20 protein-coding genes are annotated in these 17,835 nt (G+C 46.1%); 8 read left to right on the top strand and 12 right to left on the bottom strand.

Going from position 1 to position 17,835, the window contains the following annotated elements; translation table 11 throughout:
• The first annotated feature begins 185 nt into the window (after nucleotides 1-185).
• The 4 genes from AB6E30_RS03580 to rlmJ all read left to right on the top strand — a co-directional run bounded on the left by AB6E30_RS03580 (nucleotide 186) and on the right by rlmJ (nucleotide 4,753).
• On the top strand, nucleotides 186-668 hold the full coding sequence (locus AB6E30_RS03580) for a hypothetical protein (protein ID WP_372102673.1): 483 nt from the start codon (nucleotides 186-188) through the stop codon (nucleotides 666-668).
• Nucleotides 669-944: 276 nt separating this feature from the next.
• Nucleotides 945-2,744 (top strand): protein translocase subunit SecD, encoded by a 1,800-nt coding sequence (gene secD / locus AB6E30_RS03575; protein ID WP_065583953.1) that lies wholly within the window; start codon nucleotides 945-947, stop codon nucleotides 2,742-2,744.
• 2 nt (nucleotides 2,745-2,746) lie between these two features.
• On the top strand, nucleotides 2,747-3,685 hold the full coding sequence (secF, locus tag AB6E30_RS03570) for a protein translocase subunit SecF (RefSeq protein WP_372102617.1): 939 nt from the start codon (nucleotides 2,747-2,749) through the stop codon (nucleotides 3,683-3,685).
• Between the two features lie 201 nt (nucleotides 3,686-3,886).
• Nucleotides 3,887-4,753, top strand: a complete 867-nt coding sequence (gene rlmJ, locus AB6E30_RS03565) for a 23S rRNA (adenine(2030)-N(6))-methyltransferase RlmJ (RefSeq protein WP_372102615.1) — start codon at nucleotides 3,887-3,889, stop codon at nucleotides 4,751-4,753.
• Nucleotides 4,754-5,051: 298 nt separating this feature from the next.
• Here the strand turns inward: rlmJ and AB6E30_RS03560 are convergent, their stop codons facing one another.
• The 3 genes from AB6E30_RS03560 to AB6E30_RS03550 all read right to left on the bottom strand — a co-directional run bounded on the left by AB6E30_RS03560 (nucleotide 5,052) and on the right by AB6E30_RS03550 (nucleotide 8,183).
• Nucleotides 5,052-6,140 (bottom strand): alkene reductase, encoded by a 1,089-nt coding sequence (locus AB6E30_RS03560; RefSeq protein ID WP_372102613.1) that lies wholly within the window; start codon nucleotides 6,138-6,140, stop codon nucleotides 5,052-5,054.
• Nucleotides 6,141-6,192: 52 nt separating this feature from the next.
• On the bottom strand, nucleotides 6,193-7,401 hold the full coding sequence (locus AB6E30_RS03555) for an MFS transporter (RefSeq protein WP_372102611.1): 1,209 nt from the start codon (nucleotides 7,399-7,401) through the stop codon (nucleotides 6,193-6,195).
• A 98-nt stretch (nucleotides 7,402-7,499) separates the two neighbouring features.
• On the bottom strand, nucleotides 7,500-8,183 hold the full coding sequence (locus tag AB6E30_RS03550) for an SDR family oxidoreductase (protein ID WP_372054503.1): 684 nt from the start codon (nucleotides 8,181-8,183) through the stop codon (nucleotides 7,500-7,502).
• 173 nt (nucleotides 8,184-8,356) lie between these two features.
• On the opposite strand from AB6E30_RS03550, the gene AB6E30_RS03545 reads away from it, so the two are divergent.
• The 4 genes from AB6E30_RS03545 (at nucleotide 8,357) to AB6E30_RS03530 (ending at nucleotide 10,802) form a co-directional block, all read left to right on the top strand.
• Nucleotides 8,357-9,286 (top strand): LysR family transcriptional regulator, encoded by a 930-nt coding sequence (locus tag AB6E30_RS03545; RefSeq protein WP_102320399.1) that lies wholly within the window; start codon nucleotides 8,357-8,359, stop codon nucleotides 9,284-9,286.
• Nucleotides 9,287-9,399: 113 nt separating this feature from the next.
• Nucleotides 9,400-9,792, top strand: a complete 393-nt coding sequence (locus AB6E30_RS03540) for a GFA family protein (protein ID WP_102320400.1) — start codon at nucleotides 9,400-9,402, stop codon at nucleotides 9,790-9,792.
• Between the two features lie 28 nt (nucleotides 9,793-9,820).
• Complete coding sequence (locus tag AB6E30_RS03535) at nucleotides 9,821-10,288, top strand: OsmC family protein (protein WP_017065091.1); 468 nt, start codon at nucleotides 9,821-9,823, stop codon at nucleotides 10,286-10,288.
• A gap of 169 nt (nucleotides 10,289-10,457) precedes the next feature.
• Nucleotides 10,458-10,802, top strand: a complete 345-nt coding sequence (locus AB6E30_RS03530) for a ribosome recycling factor family protein (RefSeq protein WP_017061272.1) — start codon at nucleotides 10,458-10,460, stop codon at nucleotides 10,800-10,802.
• Nucleotides 10,803-10,946: 144 nt separating this feature from the next.
• Here AB6E30_RS03530 and AB6E30_RS03525 read toward each other — a convergent pair whose 3' ends face one another.
• The 9 genes from AB6E30_RS03525 to AB6E30_RS03485 all read right to left on the bottom strand — a co-directional run bounded on the left by AB6E30_RS03525 (nucleotide 10,947) and on the right by AB6E30_RS03485 (nucleotide 17,835).
• The gene (locus AB6E30_RS03525; RefSeq protein WP_017061273.1) at nucleotides 10,947-11,186 is read right to left on the bottom strand and encodes an RNA-binding protein; all 240 of its coding nucleotides are present in this window, start codon (nucleotides 11,184-11,186) and stop codon (nucleotides 10,947-10,949) included.
• 131 nt (nucleotides 11,187-11,317) lie between these two features.
• A complete protein-coding gene (locus tag AB6E30_RS03520) occupies nucleotides 11,318-11,992 on the bottom strand; it encodes an SDR family NAD(P)-dependent oxidoreductase (protein ID WP_372102609.1) in 675 nt (224 codons plus the stop codon).
• 252 nt (nucleotides 11,993-12,244) lie between these two features.
• Nucleotides 12,245-12,511, bottom strand: coding sequence for a hypothetical protein (locus tag AB6E30_RS03515; RefSeq protein ID WP_048610083.1), 267 nt, complete (start codon nucleotides 12,509-12,511; stop codon nucleotides 12,245-12,247).
• Between the two features lie 246 nt (nucleotides 12,512-12,757).
• Nucleotides 12,758-13,300 (bottom strand): DUF3833 domain-containing protein, encoded by a 543-nt coding sequence (locus AB6E30_RS03510; protein ID WP_372102607.1) that lies wholly within the window; start codon nucleotides 13,298-13,300, stop codon nucleotides 12,758-12,760.
• The gene (locus AB6E30_RS03505; RefSeq protein WP_372102605.1) at nucleotides 13,297-13,872 is read right to left on the bottom strand and encodes a chalcone isomerase family protein; all 576 of its coding nucleotides are present in this window, start codon (nucleotides 13,870-13,872) and stop codon (nucleotides 13,297-13,299) included. The genes AB6E30_RS03510 and AB6E30_RS03505 overlap by 4 nt, the downstream gene beginning before the upstream one ends.
• Nucleotides 13,873-13,875: 3 nt before the next feature.
• A complete protein-coding gene (locus tag AB6E30_RS03500; protein WP_017061278.1) occupies nucleotides 13,876-14,397 on the bottom strand; it encodes a DUF2878 domain-containing protein in 522 nt (173 codons plus the stop codon).
• A complete protein-coding gene (locus AB6E30_RS03495; protein ID WP_102428125.1) occupies nucleotides 14,375-15,655 on the bottom strand; it encodes a cyclopropane-fatty-acyl-phospholipid synthase family protein in 1,281 nt (426 codons plus the stop codon). Before AB6E30_RS03495 ends, AB6E30_RS03500 begins: the two co-directional genes overlap by 23 nt.
• A 105-nt stretch (nucleotides 15,656-15,760) precedes the next feature.
• On the bottom strand, nucleotides 15,761-16,567 hold the full coding sequence (locus tag AB6E30_RS03490; RefSeq protein WP_017061280.1) for a DUF1365 domain-containing protein: 807 nt from the start codon (nucleotides 16,565-16,567) through the stop codon (nucleotides 15,761-15,763).
• Nucleotides 16,564-17,835 carry an NAD(P)/FAD-dependent oxidoreductase gene (locus tag AB6E30_RS03485; protein WP_102428126.1) on the bottom strand — a complete coding sequence of 424 codons (1,272 nt, stop codon included), beginning with the start codon at nucleotides 17,833-17,835 and terminating at the stop codon, nucleotides 16,564-16,566. Before AB6E30_RS03485 ends, AB6E30_RS03490 begins: the two co-directional genes overlap by 4 nt.

Here is a 17,835-nt window from a genome sequence, read left to right as displayed (position 1 = left end):
AGTTGTTAAGCCGTTTTAGATCTATGTAAATCTAAATTGCGAGGGTGCTTAATCGGTTGCATCGAATCATTTTCTAAAAAAATGTTTTAAATCAAGACAGCGTTTCATTTGTATTGTAGATTGACGATCTACGAGAATGTTGTTTGGATATTAGATTGCTTAAACTGGGTACCCGATTAGTCTTAATGTTGTTTTTACTGAGCTTTGGCTTAGTGAATTCTAACGGCTATTCGTTGCCTTCTAAGCCATTTCAAATATACTCGGCTCAAGAGCAATCTTCGCAGAATGAACAATCTTCCTCGATAAAACAGTGTAAACAAGCCGCTACGGATAATCCGTCGAGCTACTTTGAGTGCAACAAAGCTCAGTTTGGCACCGATCCTTCTGGTGACAGTTCCAACTATCACGACACCGAATCAAGCCTTCAAGCAGCAAACTTCAGACGTATGCTCAGTAACGAGCAAGAAAGCGTGGCCGATCTTGAGCCTGCTTATCATTTACTGATCGACTTCTCTCCCCCCTCAATACTGGCTTCCCTGCTCTTCAACACGCCGTTGTTGGATTCCAAGCTGCACTGGACCAGTATTGTGAGTTCTCCGTCTTCCCGGCTTTCGGGGTGGAAAGAGGGCAACATCCAATACTCGCATTTCCGAGAACTTCTTAGCTAATCGTTTGACCCTAAATTGGTCGTATCGATGGTCGCCTAGTGCCCATTGAATTCGCCAGTTAACCAAGACAAACATAGCGACATCAGCTTTAGCATCACTATCTTTCAATCAGCTTGTTCTGGTCGTGATTAGCCATCGCTCGTGTTCGCAAAATATTAGACATACCAATCGTAGTAAATAACTGGTCACCCTAGCTGGTTAAAATGCTCGATCACTGCTTTTTTCTGGTGCTATTTTTGAGCACGTATTTACGGTGATTGGTAGAAAGAAGAGATCTTGACTGTGAAAAAACGCATTCAAAGAAAACAAATTAACCACTACTCAAAGTGGAAATACGCGGTGCTTATCGCCACCATTATCATCATGGTTCTGAGTGCTTTACCTTCTTGGTATGGCGAGAATGCGTCGGTTCAAATTAACAACCGTTCTGAACAGACCATCGATGCTAGCCAAATTACCCAATACCTTGCGAGCGAAGGCATTCAAGCCAAATCGGCATTTCAAAAAGACCAACGTTTAGTCGTAATCTTGGAAGACGCAGAACAACAAGCGAAGGCTAAAGAGGTGCTGAATGAGCGCCTATTGGACAACGCGACGGTTGCGCTAGCGATGGAGCCAGCAGCTCCGAAATGGTTGACTGACATGGGCTTCGCACCGATTCAGCTAGGCCTTGACTTACGTGGTGGTGTGCAGTTCCTGTTAGAAGTGGACATGGAACCGGTTTACCACGCCCAAGCGCAATCTGTGGTCGATGAAATCACCAGCCAAGTGCGTTATGCACGCGGTAAAGTGGTGAATAACCAAGTTGAATTTAACTTCCGTACTGATGCCGATTTCGAGAAAGCACAAAAACTGATTCGTGAAGAGTTCCCACAATGGCAACGTGACCGTTCAGATAAATCGCTAACGTTAACTCAGTCTGAAGAAGAGCAAAGAACGCTACGTAACCTAACCGTTCAACAAAACCTGCAAATCATGCGCAGCCGTATTGAAGAGCTAGGCATAACAGAAGCATCAATTCAACGCCAAGGAGAAAGCCGTATCCGTATCGAATTACCGGGTGTACAAGACCCTGCAGCTGCGAAAGACGTGATTGGTGCTACGGCTTCATTAGCGTTCTACTCTGTGTACGACAACGCAACGCGCAATACTCAAACTCTGAAAGATTCAGATGGTAATCGCGTAGTGGTTGCTCGCAAAGCAGTGCTGAGCGGTGAACACATTATCGATGCACGCAGTGGCATTGGTGAAATGGGCAGTGCAGAAGTAAACATCACGCTTGATTCTTCTGGTGGTAAGAAAATGTCTGAGTTTTCTCGCCATAACATCGGCAAGCCAATGGCGACCGTTTACAGCGAATACAGCCGTGACAGAGCCGGTAACAGCGAAAAAACCAGTGAAGTGATCAGTGTGGCGAACATCCAATCTCAACTGGGTAGCCGTTTCAGAATCACAGGTGCAGGCAGCATGGCAGAAGCACAAGAGCTTGCTCTACTGCTACGTGCAGGTTCATTAACTGCGCCTGTTACCATCATTGAAGAGCGTACCATTGGCCCATCTCTGGGTGCTGAAAACGTAACGAATGGCTTTGCTGCTTTGGCTCTTGGCCTTGGCCTTACGCTAACGTTTATGGCGCTATGGTACCGCCGCTTAGGTTGGGTCGCGAACTGTGCATTGGTGGTTAACATGACCACATTATTTGGTTTGATTGCGCTGCTACCGGGTGCGGTGTTAACTCTGCCGGGTATTGCGGGTCTAGTACTGACCGTTGGTATGGCGGTGGACACCAACGTGCTTATCTTCGAGCGTATTCGAGACAAGATGAAAGAAGGGCGCAGCTTTGCTAGCTCTATCGACCGTGGTTTCGATAGCGCATTCTCGTCAATTTTCGATGCTAACGTCACTACCATGATCGTTGCTGTGGCTCTATATACCATTGGTAATGGACCGATTCAGGGCTTCGCTCTGACACTGGGCTTAGGTCTTCTAACCAGTATGTTTACGGGCATTTTTGCTTCACGAGCGATCATCAATTTGGTTTGGGGGCGTGACCAACGCCACGATGTAAGGATTTAAGCATGAGTACTTCAAAAATGACTATTTCAGACCGCTATTTTTCAAATAGCAATATGACTCTCCTTCGTAAGGTGATGTCTGTGATTTCTATTGTGCTGTTCATGAGCTCTGTGATGCTGGTGGCAGTGAAAGGTTTTAACTGGGGCTTGGACTTCACAGGTGGTGTGGTTGCTGAGGTTCAGCTCTCTGATCAAGTCACCAAAGATGCGTTAAAAACAAAACTTGATACGGCCTTCCAACAAGATGTGCAAGTGGTTGGTATGGCAGAACAGGATCGCTGGACAATCCGTTATAGCCAACTGACAGATGCTCCACAGCCAAACTTAGTGGATGCTTTGTCTTCTGTTAGCGACCAAGTAAAAGTGCTTAACAGCAGCGTGGTTGGCCCTCAAGTTGGTCAAGACATGGTTGACCAAGGTGGCTTAGCGGTATTGGTGTGTTTCCTAATGATCATGCTGTACCTGAGTGTACGTTTTGAATGGCGTTTAGCTCTCGGCGCCCTTGCCGCGATCATCTATGACGTGACGCTTATCTTGGGTCTGTTCGCTTTTACTCAGTTCGAGTTCAACCTGACTGTGTTAGCGGCTGTGTTGGCGATTTTGGGTTATTCATTGAATGACTCGATCATCATTGCCGACCGTGTCCGTGAGATGCTGCGTGGTAATCCAAATGGTGACACTGACAACCTGCTTAACGAATCGGTTAAAGCGACCTTCTCACGCACCATGGTGACCTCAGGTACAACGCTAATCACCGTATCTGCACTTTGGCTACTTGGTGGCGCTGCGCTGCAAGGTTTCGCGATTGCACTGGTTGTAGGTATTGTCAGCGGTACGTGGTCTTCAGTTTCAGTAGGTATCACACTGCCTAAGTTACTTGGTCTACAGCCTTGTCACTACCAAGTGAAAGCGCCGGTAGAAGTTGAGGGTGAGTACCCTTAGGTTATCTATTGGTTAACAGTACAACTTAGTCAGTAACGTCAACAAAGCCCTTCGTTTATAGTAAAACGAGGGGCTTTATTTTTTATAAGAGTCAAACAGTTACAGAAAAGAGAGCCTATTTCAAAAAACGATGGATTGAGCAGGCAAGCCCCCATGATATGAAGTATGTTTAGATGACGTCAGTAGAAATGAGGCAAAGGAATGGAATATCGACATCAATGTCATGTAGGCGACCATGGGGATGCACTCAAGCATCCAGTTTTAAGTGCACTGGTTAAATCATTAATGCAGCAACACTCTCGCCTCAACGTTATCGACACGCACTCTGGTACAGGGTGTTATGACCTCACCACAGCACCAAGCAATCACGCGGGCGAGTTTGCGGAAGGGGTCGGATACTTGTGGCGAAATAAGGCTTATCTTCCGTCGGCATTCAGTTCTTTTATGACGGTGCTGGAATACTACAATCCGAATCAGCTTATCTCTTTGTATCCCGGTTCTGCTGCCATTACCTATCAACAAGGCCGCAGCCAAGACAGTTTCTATTTTTCAGACATCCAGCAAGACGAAGCCGACCTATTACAAACCAACATTGAGAAGCTGCAACGCGATCTTGATGTCTCAAGTAAGCTAACTATCACCGCAGGCGACGGGCTCAAAGCGCTGCCTGATGATGTGGCCAAGCATGATAACCACCACCTGATCGTGATTGACCCACCTTACGAAACTGATTCTGAATATCTCGCAGTGATTGATGCCTTGGTTAAGGCTTATCAACAGTCTGAGAAAGTATCTGCCTTGATTTGGTATCCACTTTATACGGATGACAAGAGCTCACTGATTCTGAACCACTGTGTGACAGCGGTGAAAGATGGTTTACTACCAAGTCCAATTAAATCTGAATTGCGACTAAGAGATCCCAAGGGTGACGATCGTCTGATCGGCAGTGGTTTACTGTTGTTCAATCCACCACAAGGCATTGCTGGAACAGTGGCTGATACTCTGGATTACTTACATAGTCAGCTCGCAACCAATGGTGAGGGTTATTGGCAAATGAGAAGTCTATAAATCTGATTTATATGGGGTTTATGATGAATTTCTAGACGCTGTTCACTAAATCACTGTTATTTATATGGTTTAAATTGACCAAACGCTAACTTTTATCGATTGATTAATTGCAGTGAATCATTTAAAAATAGAATATCAATGCGCACAAGTGCATAATGGCTCATAAGTTAAATAATTAGTCCCAGATTAATATCAGATTGTGGTTTACCCCCTAAACTGCATTAGGCTCGCACTAGTCATGCGAGCCTTTCTTTTGCCTGAAGGAAAATCTAAGGCAGTTCTATCAATTTAAGATTCACTACAACACTGGATAATCGATGTAGCCTTTTTCGTTGCCGCCGAACAGAGTGGCGCCATCAAGTTCTGATAGTTCGCTGCCGTTTTGTAGGCGTGAAACTAGATCTGGGTTAGCAACGAATGGGCGACCAAATGCGACGAGATCGGCGTAGCCTTTGCTTAGTACTTCTTCGGCGCGTTGTGGTGTGTAGCTGCCGGCAACGATGATGGTGTTAGAGAACAAGGCTCTTAGTTCGACACGGAAGCTTTCAGGGATAACTGGAGCATCATCCCAATCGGCTTCTGAAAGGTGCAGATAAGCGATATTACGAGCTTGTAGCGCTTTTGAAGCTTCTAAAATCGTTGGTACGATATCTGGGCAGTTCATGTCTTTGAAGGTGATGAACGGAGCCAAGCGTACGCCTACTTTGTCTGCGCCAATTGCATCAATCACTGCATCCATAACTTCGATTAGGAAGCGAAGTCGGTTCTCGCGGCTACCGCCGTAGTTGTCGGTGCGTTTGTTTGAGTTGGTTCTTAGGAACTGATCAATCAGGTAGCCATTGCCACCGTGTATTTCCACTCCGTTGAACCCTGCCTCGACTGCTTTTTTCGCTGAGTTAGCAAAATCTTGAACAACACGATCGATGTCTGCTTGGGTCATCTCTCTTGGTTGGATGCAATCCACCATGTTGCCGTTACCATTCTCATCAGAGATCCAAACCTGCGTTTCTATTGGAGCTAATGCAGAAGGTGCAATCGGTAACTCGCCTTTTTGAAAGGTAGGGTGTGATACTCGGCCTACATGCCATAGCTGGCAGAATATCGCTGCGCCTTGTTCTTTAGCGGCAGAGGTGACACCTTGCCAGCCTTTCACTTGTTCGCTTGTGTAAACGCCGGGTGTGAATGAGTACCCTTGAGAGTCATCTGAGATTTGTGTCGCTTCAGTGATGATGAGCCCTGCACTGGCACGTTGTTGGTAGTAAGTCGCCATCATTTCATTTGGCACGTTTCCAGGTTGGCTTGTGCGAGCGCGAGTCATGGGCGCCATAACCACACGGTTTTGTAGTTCTAGATCTTTGAGTTCTGCTGTTTCGAATAATTTGCTCATGGTATTTACCTTGTGTCGGTAATGTATTGATTGATTTAGCGTGCGGTGGTCACTATTTCGATTCCGCAGGGCTGAAGATAGAGTCGTTTTGTGGCTTTTCAGCTCGGTTGGCTTTCGCAATAAGCAACAAACCAATCACTGGGACAACAACGGCTGCGAATGGAATCATTCCTGCGCCTAGCTGGCTGTCGAGTACCATGCCGCCTAGGAAGCCACCAAAGGCATTGGCTAAATTAAACGCTGAGATATTCGCGGTTGCTGCTAGCTCTTGGCCTTCGCCACCGTTGTTCATCACTCGAAGTTGCATTGCTGGAACGTTCGCAAATGATGCAATACCAAAGACAAATGCCGCTGCAACGAATAGGATTTTGTTGTCTACAACAAGGCCAACCACTACTAATGAAGCGATCATCGCGATAGCCCAAAACATCGATGCTTTGCCTAAATCTTTGTCAGAAGTGCGGCCGCCCAAGGTGTTACCGATGATTAAGCCGACACCAACAATCACTAAGATCCAAGTGACTGATTCTTGACCGTAACCCGTGATGTGCATGGCGATAGGCGCAAGGTAGCCGTAAAGCGTCATGAAACCAGACCAAGCAAAAGCGGTGATCGCCAAGCTGATCAGCAGCATTGGGTTTTTGAACGCTAAAAGCTGAGTTTTGATGTCTTTCGCTTCGCTGTGACCCGTTGATTTGATTGACGTCAGGATAGAAATCATCGCAATCGTGCCAAGTGCAGCCACGGTAAAGAAAGTGGTGTGCCAGCCGAATTGCAAGCTAACCCAAGTACCCGCTGGAACGCCAAGAACGTTAGCGAGTGTTAGGCCTGCGAACATCTGACCAACGGCACGACCTGCCATTTTTTCAGACACTAAGTTGGTTGCGACAACCGCACCGATGCCATAGAAAGGGCCTTGCACTAAGCCTGCGATCACACGGCTGGCAAGTAGAAGTGGGTAGCTAGGAGCAAGGGCTGATAAGACATTACCGATGATGAACAGTGCCATTAAGCCAATCAGTACCATCTTCTTGTTAAAACGTGCGAGGTAGATGGTTAAGATCGGGCCACCAATAACGATAGCCAATGCGTAAGCACTGATTAGGTATCCGGCTTGACCTTCGGTGATCGAAAGGGATGTGGCAATTTGTGGAAGGATGCCTGCAATAACAAACTCAGCGGTGCCGATGGCAAAAGCTGCGAGTGTCAGTATCCAAACTTGGAATGGGATCTTTTCTTTATGGATCGCTTCTGATTTCATAGTGAAGTACCTGTGTTAATTCTTGTTTGTTAGGACGTGAGATACACGCCCTAACGATTGTTCTTTATGTCTTTGCTTCTTTGCTTCTTTGCGGAGTGTTAGCCGAGTAGAGCGCCGCCGTCGATGTCGATGATTGACCCTGTTACGTATGGGTTGTTAATCGCGAATAGGTAACCCATAGCCACCTCTGAAGGCTCGCCAACCTTGCCTGCGGGTAGGTTATTTTTGGCGTTGTCGTACATGCTTGTACGAGCGGAATCGTCCATGTTTTTGTAGGCTTCCGTCATGGTTAAACCCGGGCTAACGGCATTGACTCGAATGGGTGACAGCTCTTTCGCCAGTATTTTAGTCACGCTTTCTAGTGCGGCATTGATGGCGGTTTTTACGTAAGTGCCAGCCACTACTTTGCGAGACAACATGCCTGTCGTGAGCGTGATAGAGCCGTTTGGCGTCATGTAGCGTGAGGCATGTTTTGCTACGTTTAAGCTGCCCCAAAACTTAGTGTCAAAAGCTGTCTTAGCGTCTGCGGTTGCTACGTCTGTTACTTTTCCTGCGGGAGCGGATGAGCCAGCCGTTACGACTAAGTGGTCAAACACGCCAATCGATTCGAAGTATTCACAAATTGACTTTTCATTGCTGATATTAAGGCCTGTATGTCGGCTAGCGACGTGCACTGTGTTGTTTTCGTTTCTCAATTTCATCGCGAGTGCTTTACCGATGCCTGATGTGCCACCAATGATGACGAAAGTGCGTTGCTCTTGATTAGTCGATTCGTTAGTCATGCTCTGAATTCCTGCGTTGTTCTGTTGATGTTTGTCATTATATTTATTCGACTAAATTTGATAATTGGTTAAAATATAAATTCATTATTCGGTTAATCTGAATAGTGTCGCTGAGTATTCAGATCGAGCATTAAGATCGAGAAGTAAGACGAAGAGACGGAAGCGAGAATCGTATGGATAAGTTTTCAGATATGGCGATGTTCGTCAGTATTGTTAAGCATCACGGGTTAGCGGCGGCTGGGCGCGAACTGGGTTTATCACCTGCGACCATGACAGCAAGGCTTCAAGCGCTGGAAGAGCGATATGGTGTGAAGTTGTTGAATCGAAGTACGCGCCATGTGTCTTTAACCGACTCTGGCGAGCTGTATCACAAGGCGTGTCTGGAGATATTGGATAATGTCAGTGAGGCCGAAAACCTGATCCAAAATGGCGTCAAAGAGGTCAAAGGTCCACTCAAAATCGCCGCGCCGAAAGACATCGGAAAGCAGTACATTCTTCCGATTCTCTCTGAGTTCTGTCAGCAATATCCCGACGTGATCCCTTACCTCTACTTGAACGATAACCTCTCGAACATTGCTGAATCTGGCATGGATATCGTGGTCCGTTATGGTGAATTGGTCGACAGCAGTTTGATATCCAGACGCTTGTCACCAAGCCGACGTGTGCTGTGTGCTTCTCCTGAATATCTTGCCAAGCATGGAACACCGTTAACACCACAAGATTTGGTTGATCACGATTGTTTAGCCATGCTGCGCAGCAATGAAGAGCTCAAGACATGGCACTTCCAAGATCATGATATGAAGAAGTCGATTACTGTTGTTCCAAAGCGATTTTCAGACGATGGCGAAGTGATTCGCTACTGGGCATTAAAAGGCGAGGGCATTGCTCTTAAATCGGTACTGGATGTGCAAGGCGACATCAATAACCAGCGCCTTGTGACGCTGCTTAATGGCTACATGAAGAACTTCAACACCGCGATGTCGGTGTCGAGTGCCGATTTGAATGTGGTGTACATCAGCAAGAAATATCAGCCCAAGCGTATCCGGTTGTTTCTTGATTTCTTGTTTGAGCGGTTTGGCGATTTGGTTGAAAAGTCTAGTTAGATTAGCCGAGAAGCAGCGCATGACAGATCTCTCGAACTCAACACCCGGGTACGGACAGAGAACATTGAACTGGTTATGATACGACCAACATAAGGATGTGATTGGAGAGAAAAATGAAAGTCGTCGGAGATACGGTTATCCAACCTTTTCACAAGGCAACCTGCCATTGCGGTGCGGTTGAACTAGAGTTCAGCTTACCTAACGGGATAGAAAAACCACGTCGCTGCGATTGCTCTATCTGTCGTCGAAAAGGCGCGATTGTTGGTTCTGTTGCGTTGGATGGTATCAAGATCCTCAAAGGTGCCGAGCATCTCAAGTTATATCAATTCAATACCAACACCGCAAAGCATTATTTCTGCTCAAACTGCGGCATCTATACCCATCATCAACGCCGTTCTAGCCCAAATGAATACGGTTTTAACATCGGCTGTTTGGAAGGGGTAAACCCTTTTGATATTGGTGATGTGGTGACCAACGATGGTGTCAATCATCCAGCTGATCGTTAATTTATTGAGCATAAAAAAGGAAGGAATTATGTCTGAATACGGAGCGATCATTCGCTGGAAAAAAGCAGAAGATGAAGTCTTTAGCGACAATCAATACAGTCGAGGTCATACGTGGGAGTTCGATGGTGGTGTCACTGTGCCTGCTTCGTCCTCTCCACATGTTGTGCCACTGCCGTTTTCGGTGGAAGCGAATGTTGATCCAGAAGAAGCGTTTATCGCGGCACTTTCTAGCTGCCATATGCTGACGTTTTTGGGCATTGCCGCAAAGCAGAAGTACGTGATCGACTCCTATGTCGATGATGCGATTGGTGTGTTGGAAGAAGATGAATCTGGCCGCTCATCGGTCACTAAGGTGACTCTGCGCCCTAAAATTGTGTTTTTAGGTACCAAAAAGCCCACCGCCAAGCAGCTCGACAAACTGCACCACTTGGCGCACAAAAACTGCTTTATCGCGAACTCGGTAAAAACGGACATTGTGGTAGAAACTAAAGCGTAAACCACACACGTTAACATCCAAAAACCGCGAGGTTGCTTAGTGCATCACTGGCGGTTTTTTTGTGTCTGTGTAATCCTACGTACGGTTTTAATTGAGTGACAGTTAGAAAGTTTTGAGAGATAGGTAGAGAGCTCTTGAATGGTAGGAATAGATTGATTAGCAGAGAGTTATGTTTAGCGTCCCATTGAATAGTTTTGTACATCGTGTGAGTGATAAAAGCCAAGTGATGGTGAATGCTGCGGAATGTGGATGTCAGTTGAAACGAGTTCGTCGTTCGCGTAATTGGCTGTTGGTCGCTCAAGAGTATCAACTCGTTGAATTTAAAACGATGTTAACCCATGAAAAAGACGGTTGGATAGCAATTGCAATCGACAAAGTGCTGCCTAAACCCGTGGTGTGTTTGGCATCTCTGTTGGCCGCTACACCTTCAATGACTGTGGCTCAGCTGGTGATGGAATCTGGATGTTCAATGGCCGAAGCAAGACGTGCTATTGATGAACATGAAGGTCTGTAGGCGTATTCAAATCGTGTGAAAAGAGAATTGCGAGCAGCAAAAAGCCCGTAACGATATTGCGCTGGAAAACGTCATATCGTTACGGGCTTTATCATCTGTGCTGCTGTTAAGCTAAGCCATGCGGCTTATGAAGCATTGAATCGATTAAGAGTTCGCTACTTTTACACGAATCGTGTTTTTGCCAAGCTTTGACAAGTTCAGCTTGTTTAGTGCCGCTTTAGCTTCTTCTTGCTCTGGCATTTCAACAAAAGCGAAGCCTTTTGAGTCGCCAGTTTCTTGGTCTAAAACTAGGCTGCACTCTTTTACTGAGCCAAACTCAGAAAATAGCACACGGATGTCTTGCTCAGAGGTAGAGCGCGATAGGTTACGAACTAGAAGTTTCATAATAAACCTTGAATATGAATTTACGCCGAGCATTGTCGCACACTTTCATGCTCACCCTCACAAATAATTACTCTAATCATTTCTTTGGTAATGTGTCGCTCTATTTACCGATTAAGCGAGCTGTTTACCTGCTAGCCGCGGTTTATCGTGATATCTGACACGAATCCATGCTCTGTGCTGGTCAACGCCTGTTGTAGCATCTGAGCGGCTTCTTGCGCGGTCATAAAGCTCGAAGTATCCATGTCTTTACCGCTTGTATTCCAAAACTCGGTCGCCATTCCTCCAGGGTAAACCGCCACGATTTTCATCGGGTGACCTTTTAGCTCCAACCTTACCGATTCGATAAAGCCTTTCACGGCCCATTTTGCCGCGCAGTAGGTGGACTCTTCCGCTTTAGCACCTTGGGCCGCCGTCGACATCACCACTGCAATGGTGACCGATTGATCTTTGTAGCGCTGCACAAGCTCGCGAATCAAAAAGATCGAAGACTCGATATTGTTCTTCAGCATGTCGCTGATGGTGGTTGGATCTTGCTGTTCTATCTTACCGAAGTAGCCACTGCCAGCACTGTGGATCACCAGTTTAGGCATTTCAGGTAACGCATCCAATAACTCACTCACTGAGTGCGGATCACAGAGATCACACGCTTGGCTAATGGTATTCGCAGGTAGGCCTTGCGCTACTTCTGCTAAACGTTGTGCGTTGCGACCTGTAATGGCTACGCGCTGAGCGTCGGTTGCGGCGTTAGCATATTGTTTCGCGAGAGCTGCGCCTAAACCGCTGCTTGATCCGGTAATTAAAATCATACTGTCTTAAATTTGTAGAGTTGATTCGAGATAGTAAGGGGCTAGGCTAAGATTTTCTGAGATCTATGGCTAAAGTTGATCGATAGCCTGGTTGATAGGTTGATAGGTCTAGCGGTAGGGCTGAAGTAAGAGTGTGGGGAAAGTCGTTAAGAATCGACTGGTTTGGTAAGAAATAATACCGCTAAAAAGTAGCAGAACTAACAAGTAAAAGCGCCGGCATAAGAGCCAGCGCTTTTGAGTAATCATAAGTGATTATTTTTCGTCGTCGAACTGTTTGATCGTGAACGCGTCTTCGATTCGGTTAAGCTCTTCTTGTTCTTTCACTCGCTTCTCTTCTTGCAGAGTCGCTCTCGTTTCGTTGAAACGTTTTTTCTCTGACTTAGTCAGGAATTTTACAGCTTTTTTGTTGGTCAGTGCGTAAGCAACTACGTCTTCACCTTTTTCTCTGCGGTCGTTTACGCGTTGTGAGAAACGTTCATTGTCGCGAGCTTTACGCTCCGCTGAGGTCAACTTGCTCATGCTTTAAAGCCTTTTCAATTATTCATGGTAGGGAATCTACGCTTAGCGAAACAAATGGGAACTGCTTAGTGTCAGTCTAGTCCATTTGTATGCTGGTGGCGCATCTTAGCACAGTGGCTTGAGCATGCAGGTATGCTATTCGAGGGATTAAACAAAACAGCCCACAATTTTCGTTATGGGCTGTTTCGTTACGTACTGTAGATGTAGTCATCGATTTAAAACTAAAAATCAGAAACCGCAGCTAAATTAAATCTTCTCTATGTATAAGATGACCTCTCCGACTTTAAGGCCAAACTTGGACATCTCAGTTTTGTTGAACAAGCGTTTATCGTCCATCAAGAACATCCAATCATCGAGCACCACTTCATAGGTGCTGCCGTCTACTTCAATTTCAAGATCATATTTCCAATACAGCGCAGAACCTTGGGTTTCACCATAAGCGGTTCCAACGACATCGTTGGCAGTCCCAGAATAGGTGTTTTCGCCCGTTTTGATCAGATTCCAAACGCGAGTTGAGCGCTCGCCATCAGCAAAAGAAAACCACTCTTTTATTTCTCCGTTGTCACCGTCCCAAGTCGCGATCAGTTTGGCATCAAAGCGGCGCAGTAAGCTACCAGAGCGGTCGAGCACCATGCCGTAGGCCATTAGCTCGCCATTAAAAAAGGTTTCAAGCTTGAGCTCTGGCGTAGTGTCGACATGGTCTTCTAAACTTGCAGAGCCACAGCCCACTAGCCAAGTGAGTGAAAAAAATGCCAGAGCAAATTTTGTTATTGTTGTTTTTGGATTCATTTGTTCAAACCTAAAAGTTGTTTACGAAGACCGGGTTCAGAGGTGTTTTCAGACAACCAAATCGCTAGAAACGCTTCACCGAATTGCTTGTCTTGGATGGTGCCGATCGGTTGTTCATCGAAATAAAAGCGACTCACGTTATCTTCAGCGACACGAATCGTGAGTGTGCTTCCTTCTTCCACGTTCGGCCACATCGCGTACAAGGGTTTTAACCAACGCTGAATGTTGCTGTTAGAGTAGCCAAGCTTGTTCCACTGATCTTCGGTCGCGTCTACGAGGTCTTTGCTATCGATAGAACGGTAATACTCAAGCTTCAAAGCTCGTTCGGAGTTGGTTGGAGTCGCGTAGAATTCTGCGGAGTAGAGAGTCCAAAACAGGTAACTCATTTCACCCTGACCACGTTTGTTTAAATCGTCGACAGCAGAGGCTTTAACGCTTCCGGAAAATAACAGCGCAGCAAAAATTAACGAGAGAGTAATAAAGCTTAGAAGTGTGTTTTTTGCTTGCTGATGAGGGCGAACAATACCGCACTCAGGTTTGAACGTTTGTGTCGGGTTGCGTGGATAAGCCATAAGTCACCTCGTTATTGCCATTTTAGGTTGTATTAAGTTGGAGTAGGCGGCCACCAGTAAGGGCAACAAAATCCCCCAACTTATTGCAAGGGCAGCAACTACCGATGCATCTGGCCAAGTAGTAAGAAGAGCACCTGCTTTGATGCCTCCCCAATAACTACTAGTACCTGCTACGAACCCTATGACAAACAAGATCACTTTCGAGCATTTTAAAAGCCAATTTAGGCTGTGGTTAAAACTGATTAAGAACATGATCCACAGGCAGACAAGCCACACCGGGAACCACGATTGATTAGCAATTTCAGAGTCGACGGCAAACACGCCGAAGTGGAGTAAGAGGCTATCAAGCAATAGCCCCAATGGTAATAAAATGAGTATCTTCAAATCGCTACTGCGAGTCGGTGATAGAAGGAAGTGAACCACTACAATCAGTGGTGTGACGAACGGGGCTTGCGCGGTAAAGAAAGCACTGCAAACCCAGGTCGCTTGAAACAGTACGAGATTAATAATCCAAAACCGCTTCATCTTTTGCTCCAAAGTAACGAGGTTTTCTTGCGACTACATGGTGAGTGCTGATCACGCGCTCTTTGAATGCGCCTTCACAGTAGCAGAAGTAGAAGGTCCATAAGCGTTTAAACTCTTCTGAATAGCCGAGAGACTCTAGCTCTTCCCAACTATTTTCAAAGGCGATGTTCCAATCATTCAGCGTTCGAGCGTAGTGCAGGCCAATGTCATCAATTTCTTGAACCACAAGGTCGGTGCTGGTCGCAAGGTGTTGGGTCATCACTGAAACAGAAGGTAGGCAACCGCCGGGGAAGATGTACTTCTGAATAAAGTCGACACCTTTACGGTATTTGTCGTAACGGCTGTCAGCAATAGTAATTGCTTGAATCAGCATCTTGCCTGAGGGCTTAAGTAGCGAGGAACATTTTTCAAAGAAGGTTTGTAGATACTCATGTCCGACCGCCTCTATCATCTCGATCGAAACCAACTTGTCATACTCACCAGTGAGATTGCGATAATCCTCTTTGAGCAGGGTGATTTTGTCGGTTAAACCAAGCGCTTTTACTCTCTGTTCAGCAAGCGCATGTTGGGCATCTGAAATAGTGGTTGTGGTGACATGACAACCGTAGTGCTGTGCCATAAAGATGGCTAAGCCGCCCCAGCCTGTGCCTATCTCGACCACGCTATCTTTCTCAGACAGCTCTAGTCGCTCACAGATGGTTTTCATTTTGTTTTGTTGAGCCTTCGACAAGGTTTCTGCGTCTTCGCTGTAGATAGCGGAAGAGTACTGCATCGAGCTATCTAAGAAGCGCTCATACAGCTCGTTGCCAATATCGTAGTGGGCGAGAATGTTGCGCTTGGAGCCTTGTTCGGTGTTGGCATTCTTGCGACGCAGCAAGAGGTTTTTGATGCGAGAAATCCACTGTGTCTTGTCATCAAGTTCATCCAATTGGGCTTGGTTACGAGCCATGATTTGAATCACACGCGTGAGGTTTGGGCTGGTCCATTTACCATCGATATAGGCTTCAGATGCCCCAATGCTGCCATTGATGACCACATCTCTAAAAAAGGTCGCATCATGAATCACGATTCGACCTTTCAAGTCTGCTTCTCGATCACCGAACACCGAATGCTGGTCGCGCTCAATGATCTCGAGCGTCGCGAATTGCAGGCTTTCTAACACCTTGAAGATTAAAGCTCGATATTTACAGTTGCTTGAAACAGCAACGGCTTTAGCTTGTTGTTCAATATTGTTGTTTTGTTTGGCAAGCTGTTCCATGTAAACCTCGCTGATAACTCATTCTAATATTTTGTGCCAACTAAGCTGAGTTCAGCTCCTTGATTGGAGCGAACCCAAGCTAGAAATGATTTCTGTTTTAAGCGCTTAAGATGTTGAGTCTGGATGCGCCACAAACGGTACTTTTTTCAGGAATAATTTGAGAGCCTGATAATAAATTCCCATCACGACTTTGATCGTCATCGCCGGAATCTTGAATACCGTTCGTCTAATGTTTGTCTTGGTTACTGACTGCTTCGTCAGGGCTAGTGTCGCATCGAAAAGCTTGTCGTCTCGGCGGCTTTCGATGTGAACTAACGTGCGTTTCGCTGGTGGCTTAATCTTCCAAAAATAAGTCATGTTCAAATCCATGAACGGCGAAACGTGAAACTCTTTTTTTACCTTCAATTCTTGGTGCATGTCGATGAGATAGTAGTGTCTTTCTCGCCAAGGCGTGTTACTCACCTCAGCCAACATGTACTTACAATCTCCAGTCTCGTCATAACAGAAGAAACAGTTGATTGGGCTGAAGTAGATGCCTAAACAGCGGCACTGAGCCAGCATCGTCACACGGTTTGAATCAGACCAAACCCCACCAAGTTGTTGCACTTTGGAAGCTATACGTTGCTTAAGTGATTTTGGTTCATCCGTGGTGACATTTTCTTTTTTTTCAGCGAGATAATCCGATTCGACAAAGCGAATCGGGTTGTACCAACGAGTTCCGAACAGCGCACTGCGCGCTGTGGTTTGGGGTAGCTCATCAAGATCTAACCCCATCATATACAGCTGATAGCTGAACTCATGAGTGATGTCGCCAAAGCGGCGATGTCTGACGTTACCCCAATAGATACCGCTGAGCTCTTCACTCTTTTCGGATGCGATCCCCATCTCGGGTGTCAGGGTTTGACTGTTCATAGCGCGGAACTCGTACTCAAATCTAAACCGAAGCGTTTGGTCACATCGAGTGCACTGTGGACACCGTCTTCATGGAAGCCGTTATACCAATAAGCGCCAGCAAAGTGCGTCTGGTTTTTGCCACAGATTTGCTCACGCTTGTGCTGAGCTTCGACCGTGTTCGAATTAAGTACCGGGTGATGATAAACAAAGCTGCGAATAATTTTTTCTGGGTCGATGGCTTCGCTTTGATTCAAGGTGACACAGAAGGTGTCTTGGCTTTCGATGCCTTGCAGAATGTTCATGTTGTACGTGACACAAGCAGGTCGTTTACTGTCGCCATCCAACATGTAGTTCCAGCTTGCCCAAGCCAGTTTTCTGTCTGGTAACAAGCGAGTATCGGTGTGCAGAACCACTTCATTGCGGCTGTATGGGATCTCGCCCAGTACCTGTTGCTCTTGTTCTGTTGCATCACCAAGCAAGCGTAAGGCTTGGTCTGAGTGGCAAGCAAAGATTACTTCGTCGAAACCTTGTGCGCTGCCATCTTCAAATTCAATCGTGACGCCTGTTTCTTGGCGAGTCACTTGTTTAATCGATGTATTCAGTGCAACAGTCTTACTTAGGCGTGAAAGGATGATTTCAACATAAGAACGCGATCCCTTTGGTATCACATACCACTGAGGACGGTTCGCGATATCGAGCAATCCATGGTTGTAGAAAAACTGAATGAAGAACTTGAGCTCAAACTCTTCCATTTCTTCCAAGCTTGTCGACCAAATCGCCGCGCCCATCGGTAAGATGTAGTGCTGGCTGAAAAAGTCGGAAAATTGATTATCTCGTAGGAAACTGCCAAGGGTAACGTCTGGTGTGAATTCATTGCTTTCAAACTGAGCCTTACACAGCTTGTTGAACTTGAGAATGTCAGACACTAAAGACCAGAACTGAGGTTTGAAGATGTTGCTCCTCTGCGCGAATAACGAATTAATGCTGTGGCCGTTGTATTCAAACTTGGTCGTCGTGTTGTGGACGCTGAAGCTCATCTCAGTCGGTTGCCTTTCGACATCGAGTTGTTCTAGAAGCTGATTGAAATTCGGGTAGGTTCGATCGTTGAATACGATGAAACCTGTATCTATCGAAAACGCCGAGCCTTGATGTTCAATATCAACGGTCGCGGTGTGCCCCCCAACGTAATCATTCTTTTCGAATACTGTTACGTCGTGGTGCTTATCTAATATATGCGCGCAAGTGAGTCCAGAGATACCTGAACCAATAATGGCGATTTTCTTCAT

The sequence above is a fragment of the Vibrio sp. 10N.247.311.12 genome (assembly GCF_041467515.1).
Classification (GTDB): domain Bacteria; phylum Pseudomonadota; class Gammaproteobacteria; order Enterobacterales; family Vibrionaceae; genus Vibrio; species Vibrio crassostreae_C.
This window is presented reverse-complemented; position numbering and strand designations above follow the sequence as displayed.

What these genes read in the sequence shown, in the direction of transcription:
- AB6E30_RS03545 (WP_102320399.1), top strand. Translation starts at nt 8,357, where the DNA reads ATGGATAAGTTTTCAGATATGGCGATGTTCGTCAGTATTGTTAAGCAT.
- AB6E30_RS03495 (WP_102428125.1), bottom strand. Translation starts at nt 15,655, where the DNA reads ATGGAACAGCTTGCCAAACAAAACAACAATATTGAACAACAAGCTAAA.
- AB6E30_RS03580 (WP_372102673.1), top strand. Translation starts at nt 186, where the DNA reads ATGTTGTTTTTACTGAGCTTTGGCTTAGTGAATTCTAACGGCTATTCG.
- AB6E30_RS03550 (WP_372054503.1), bottom strand. Translation starts at nt 8,183, where the DNA reads ATGACTAACGAATCGACTAATCAAGAGCAACGCACTTTCGTCATCATT.
- AB6E30_RS03505 (WP_372102605.1), bottom strand. Translation starts at nt 13,872, where the DNA reads ATGGCTTATCCACGCAACCCGACACAAACGTTCAAACCTGAGTGCGGT.
- AB6E30_RS03520 (WP_372102609.1), bottom strand. Translation starts at nt 11,992, where the DNA reads ATGATTTTAATTACCGGATCAAGCAGCGGTTTAGGCGCAGCTCTCGCG.
- secF (WP_372102617.1), top strand. Translation starts at nt 2,747, where the DNA reads ATGAGTACTTCAAAAATGACTATTTCAGACCGCTATTTTTCAAATAGC.
- rlmJ (WP_372102615.1), top strand. Translation starts at nt 3,887, where the DNA reads ATGGAATATCGACATCAATGTCATGTAGGCGACCATGGGGATGCACTC.
- AB6E30_RS03560 (WP_372102613.1), bottom strand. Translation starts at nt 6,140, where the DNA reads ATGAGCAAATTATTCGAAACAGCAGAACTCAAAGATCTAGAACTACAA.
- AB6E30_RS03485 (WP_102428126.1), bottom strand. Translation starts at nt 17,835, where the DNA reads ATGAAGAAAATCGCCATTATTGGTTCAGGTATCTCTGGACTCACTTGC.
- AB6E30_RS03555 (WP_372102611.1), bottom strand. Translation starts at nt 7,401, where the DNA reads ATGAAATCAGAAGCGATCCATAAAGAAAAGATCCCATTCCAAGTTTGG.
- AB6E30_RS03540 (WP_102320400.1), top strand. Translation starts at nt 9,400, where the DNA reads ATGAAAGTCGTCGGAGATACGGTTATCCAACCTTTTCACAAGGCAACC.
- AB6E30_RS03510 (WP_372102607.1), bottom strand. Translation starts at nt 13,300, where the DNA reads ATGAATCCAAAAACAACAATAACAAAATTTGCTCTGGCATTTTTTTCA.
- AB6E30_RS03530 (WP_017061272.1), top strand. Translation starts at nt 10,458, where the DNA reads ATGTTTAGCGTCCCATTGAATAGTTTTGTACATCGTGTGAGTGATAAA.
- AB6E30_RS03525 (WP_017061273.1), bottom strand. Translation starts at nt 11,186, where the DNA reads ATGAAACTTCTAGTTCGTAACCTATCGCGCTCTACCTCTGAGCAAGAC.
- AB6E30_RS03490 (WP_017061280.1), bottom strand. Translation starts at nt 16,567, where the DNA reads ATGAACAGTCAAACCCTGACACCCGAGATGGGGATCGCATCCGAAAAG.
- AB6E30_RS03535 (WP_017065091.1), top strand. Translation starts at nt 9,821, where the DNA reads ATGTCTGAATACGGAGCGATCATTCGCTGGAAAAAAGCAGAAGATGAA.
- AB6E30_RS03500 (WP_017061278.1), bottom strand. Translation starts at nt 14,397, where the DNA reads ATGAAGCGGTTTTGGATTATTAATCTCGTACTGTTTCAAGCGACCTGG.
- AB6E30_RS03515 (WP_048610083.1), bottom strand. Translation starts at nt 12,511, where the DNA reads ATGAGCAAGTTGACCTCAGCGGAGCGTAAAGCTCGCGACAATGAACGT.